The organism is Pseudomonas sp. MD195_PC81_125 (assembly GCF_014060985.1).
Lineage (GTDB): Bacteria > Pseudomonadota > Gammaproteobacteria > Pseudomonadales > Pseudomonadaceae > Aquipseudomonas > Aquipseudomonas parakoreensis.
The window spans coordinates 1-4,321 of record NZ_JABULD010000023.1; the positions used below are offsets into that span (position 1 = coordinate 1).

At 51.4% G+C, this 4,321-nt stretch carries 2 protein-coding genes; one reads left to right on the forward strand and one right to left on the reverse strand.

The genetic code is table 11. The features are described 5' to 3' along the window. Positions 1-40: 40 nt before the first annotated feature. Positions 41-1,075 (reverse strand): LacI family DNA-binding transcriptional regulator, encoded by a 1,035-nt coding sequence (locus HT737_RS00990; protein ID WP_182401036.1) that lies wholly within the window; start codon positions 1,073-1,075, stop codon positions 41-43. 233 nt (positions 1,076-1,308) lie between these two features. On the opposite strand from HT737_RS00990, the gene HT737_RS00995 reads away from it, so the two are divergent. Then, complete coding sequence (locus tag HT737_RS00995) at positions 1,309-4,149, forward strand: hypothetical protein (RefSeq protein ID WP_182401038.1); 2,841 nt, start codon at positions 1,309-1,311, stop codon at positions 4,147-4,149. Positions 4,150-4,321 lie beyond the last annotated feature (172 nt).

The following is a 4,321-nucleotide window of genomic DNA, read 5'->3' on the forward strand; positions in this document are numbered from 1 at the left end:
CCACAMAAACCCTGTGGGAGCTGGCTTGCCAGCGAACGCGTCAGCTCAAAACACCACCATTCCCTCGGGTAGACCCGCGCTCAACCAGCACCGGCGCAAAATCCAGCCTGCGGGTCACCTCAACATCCCCCCGCAAACGCTTGAGCAAACACTCAAACGCCCGCGCACCGATCTCGGCCGTCGGCTGGGCGAGGGCGGTAATTCCGCTGCCCACCAACGGGTACCAATCCAGATCATCCAGGGCAATCAACCCGAGATCTTCGAATAGCCGACACCCGATTTCGCGCAAGGCCAGCGTGCAGGCCAGCGCCGCCACGCCATTGGCGCAAAACAGTGCTTTGGGGCCGGTAGCCTTGGTGTTTAAAAATGTTTGTAGATCAGTAGCGAGCGCGTCGCTGGTTTCCTGCACTGCCCCGGTCAGCCCGGAGCGCTGGGCAATCTGCGCCTGAAAACTGCTGACCCGCTCGATCCGCGAACTGGTGCCGTCATACGGTTCGGTCACCATCAGCACGTCGCGATAGCCACGATGTTGAAGATGCTCCAGCGCCATCTCGATAGCTTGTGGGTTGTTCAGCCCGACCATATCGCTGTCCAGGCCTTCCACTTTGCGGTCCACCAGTACCAACGGCATCTCGCGGTGCAGCTCGTGGAGTTCGTCACGGTGATGGCCGAGGGTATTCACGATCAGCCCTTCGATGTTGTACGAGCGCAACAGCGCCAGGTGCTGACGTTCCTGCTCGTCATCACGGTCGGTGTTGCACACCACCAGGCTGTAGCCGTGCCGCCGGCAGGCGGTTTCCACCCCGTGCATCACGGCAATTGAATAAGGGTTGCGGATATCGGCCACCAGCATGCCGATCAGGCGGGTCCGGCCGCGTTTCAAACCACGGGCCATTTGATTGGGGCGATAGCCGAGTTCGGCAATCGACTGCTCGATGCGCTGGGCAATGGTATCGGAGAGCAGGGCACGGTCATCGCCGATAAAGCGCGAGACGCTGGCCTTGGACACGCCGGCGTGTTCGGCGACATCAAGCATGGTCACGCGGCTGCGCTGGGCGGCGGAGAAATCGTTCACGGTTAAGTCTTCTTATTGTCTGAAACCGGTTTCAGGTAACACCAGATTCCTTGGCTGCGTCAAGTGAAGGGTGGGGGGCTGATTGGAAAAAAGGTCCACCGTTTCCGACAGGCGGTAGCTGCACCTGTCAGATCTGACAGTTGGAGAAAGACATACAGAAGCGCCTAATTTGACCAACGGATCAGCAGGGGATTTCACAAACGGAACCCCGATTAATGTGGTGGATTTGAATCATGAGTTCAGCTGATTTTTCCAGAAACAGTCCTTCAAACGGCATATTTGCCGCGCCTCTTTCAGTTGAAGGTGTTGATGACAATGATCTGGACGGACATATTCCCAGAGATATCCTGCTGGCTGGTACTCAAATCAAAATATCTCGCCCGGATGACACGGGACCCAAAGATCAACTGATGGTGTTCTGGGTACAAAACTCAGTAGAAACACTTATTTTTGATAATGAATATCCAGAGGGAATTATTGATCCTTTTGTTTATGTGCCTTTGACGCCTCAACAAATGGCAACTAATGGTGTTGCGCATGTTTATTACAATTTATGGAAGAGAGGTGGAGGTAATCCGGATTTATCTCCACTCCGTAAACTGACCATTAATCACAAGCGGCCTTTAACCTTTTCGGAACCTTCGCCGGTGGGTGCAACAACCTGGGGGTACTGGAATAACGACAAAATTCCTCCATTGACAAGTGGCGGTGCTGTAAAAATTCCTTCCCTGCTTAACATTGCGCTGTCGGGATATGTTGCAGTGATTACCTGGAGGGGATACCAGTCAATCAACGGAAGTGGTACGGAAGTGGAAGAAGCTTTTGGTCAATGGAGGAGAACGCTTTCCGATACAGAAATAATAAAAGGCTTTATGCATGAAGTGCCATTTCCAAGCTATATAAGTTCGTTAGGAAATTATGGCTCCGCTACTTTTATTTGTCAGGTGTTTGATGGCAGCAGGCTCGTTGCTGAATCAGAAAAAGGATTGGTGAAAATCGATCGAGTAACACCTGGTACATCTGGCCCTTCCGGCCTGAACTCGCAAGGAGAGACGACAATGGGAATTACATTTGTACCTAGAAAACAACGCCCGGTTTCTGTTTTGTCAGGTGGTGGGGTTCTTAACTTGACTATAACAATTGATACGCTGGCGGGTGGTTTTATCAAGAAGGCCATGATGGATTCCGGTAAATTGATGATCAACCTGGCTCGCCCCGATGATGAACATGATGATGATGAAGTTGGATTCAAATATCGTGAAAAAGGCGAAGTGACCTGGATTGATTACCCGGATGACGCGGTGCTTGGCCCTATCGCTGGTCGACCTGTCTCGCCTATCCCGTTGGACTTGGACGCGAATCTGTTTAAGGAAAAGGCGACATCCCCAGGCCCGACTGTTTGGGAGCTGCTGGTCAGGTACTACAAAGAGGGGGGCGGTAATTTCGATGACGGCCAAGTGGAGTTTATCGTTGACCAACTCGCGCCGGTCGATACAAAAAACCCTCCCAAAAAAATCAAGCCAACGCCCGCTCCAAGTTTTGACAACGGTCCTGCGGATGCACAAAAGACGGTTGATTCCACTTGGATAAACTCGAATCAAGATGTGGAGGGTACGGTTAACGTCGGGTATTTCGGGCGCAGGGTCGATGACAATTTAAGAGTCTGGCTTGTTTCCGGTACGCAAAGAGTTGAGGTCTTCAATGGAACTGTCGATGCGACGGGTAAGTTCAGTTTTCCTAGCACCGAGTTGCTTGTATTCCCTAACGGGCGCGTCAATTGGATTTATGAATGGACCGACTGGATCGGTAATCAAGGCCAGGAATCTGTTTCTGCACCCTTGCTGACATTGAAATTACCATTAGCACCATCGATCAATAAAGCCCCATTGGTGCCGAAGACTGATCCAAGTTACACCACGACGCTTTACTGGGAAGATTTTCTCAGCACGGCTACACCTCCAGCCCCCATCGCGCTTACGGCTATCGTCGAAAACTCGACAATTCAAGACGCGGAGCCGGGGGATCAAATCTCTCTGGTGCTTACTAAAGCCAACGATGTCATTGTTTCTTTCGAGACTGCGAAACAGCCATGGGCTAACGGTAATTTGACTTACAGCATTGACTTCAAAAATATACATCCGCTGTTTGCTGATCCCGATAGCCCTGTCGACATTAATATCAACTCCGTAATAGTGCGTGCCGGTCTTTCGCCTGATGCCGAATCACCGATTGCAACCTTTACTTTTGACTCGCGTGTCGCGGGTGTAATACCTACGAATCCACCTGATCTGGAGAACGCGGATCTCCAACTACCGGTTGTGACGGGGGCTTCCGGTGTTGCAAACGTTGTGGCGGCCACTGATCGTGACAAACCAGGCACATTTACAGTGACAAACGCCCTGAACGATCCGGACATTCTGCCGGAGCATGAGGTCAAGTGTTACTTGGGTAACGCTACAGTACCTTTTGAAACATTTAGTCCGTTTAGGCCTGTGTCGAGTTTTTCTGTTGCTATCCCGGCAAGTGAAATGGCAAAGTTGAAACCACCAAGCGATACGGCCCGCTACACGATCGAAATCACGGGACTGGGTAAGAACATCAATAAATCCTTGCCTCAAACAGTGGTAGTCGACCAGATCCCGATCTTGCTGCCGCCTCCAACGGTCAATGTCCGCAAACCAGCAACTCGCGACTATATCGAGTGCTTCGCGATGATCAGCCCTACGAGTAATTATGTGATGGGGCTGAATATCAAAAAAGACCCGTTATTACCGCCAGGCACCATTATTACCGCACACTTTGAAGCGTACTCGGATGCTGCAGGTACACAGTTGATTAACGGTACGGCGGACTCGCAACCTTACACCATCAAGGCTGCCGATGTGCCTGACGTTGCAGGTGTAGGTACTGCCACAAAATTCAAGGCTGCACAGCCGAAGCGAGGTGTCATTGCGTATGGGAAGTACTGGTATACGGCTGCTGGCGGTACGCAATCGTCAGCTCCGATCATCAAACCTCTGGATACCATCAATAGCAGCTTCCAGTATTGCGATCTGACAGTGGCTCCTGCTTAACGCTGTGTTGATTAACAGAGTGGAGGTTGTTTGCACCGCGAGAGGGATCTGACGGTCTCTCTCGCGATTTCTACCGATATCAAGGAGGGAAATATCCTGAATGTCTTCACTTCTGAAGGACAAATCGTCACTCATATAAGGACTATTCCTACATTAAACATTCGGTTTTCTC